This window comes from Mesorhizobium sp. M2E.F.Ca.ET.209.01.1.1 (genome assembly GCF_004010375.2).
Classification (GTDB): Bacteria; Pseudomonadota; Alphaproteobacteria; order Rhizobiales; family Rhizobiaceae; genus Mesorhizobium.
Genome location: NZ_SADP02000273.1, coordinates 1 through 406, shown reverse-complemented (window position 1 = coordinate 406; position 406 = coordinate 1). Strand labels below are relative to the sequence as shown.

General features: G+C 63.5%; 1 protein-coding gene and 1 pseudogene. One reads left to right on the top strand and one right to left on the bottom strand.

Annotated elements, in window-relative coordinates; all coding sequences use genetic code 11:
• Positions 1–123 (bottom strand): annotated as a pseudogene (locus EN852_RS42805) (DNA-3-methyladenine glycosylase 2 family protein); the annotation flags it as partial.
• A 91-nt stretch (positions 124–214) separates the two neighbouring features.
• On the opposite strand from EN852_RS42805, the gene EN852_RS35635 reads away from it, so the two are divergent.
• The coding region (locus EN852_RS35635) for a glutamate--tRNA ligase family protein (RefSeq protein ID WP_246694505.1) at positions 215–406 on the top strand (192 nt) is incomplete at its 3' end.

The window sequence follows — 406 nt, the reverse complement described above, 5'->3', positions numbered from 1 at the left end:
TGGCTCCGACAGCCGAAGCGGGACTTCGCCCGCCTTGTCGCGCACCGTCTCCAGCCGGGGGTCGATCCGGCAGAGCGCATCGAGCCCTGCCGCAATGTCGTCGAGCGAGGCGATGCGTTGCACGTTGCTTGTTCCCAGGGCGCCCGCGAAGTGGCAATTGATAGCTAATTACCAATTGGCAAAAGCGCCTTTCAACCCGAATGCTGCCTCAGAGATGACGCTCCTGACATTCCGCTTCGCGCCAAGCCCCAATGGCGAGCTGCATCTCGGCCACGCCTATTCCGCCCTGCTCAACCAGCGTATGGCGGCGCGGGCCGGCGGACGGTTGCTGCTGCGCATCGAGGATATCGATATCACCCGCTGCACGCCCGAATTCGAAGCCGGCCTTTTGCGCGACCTCGAATGG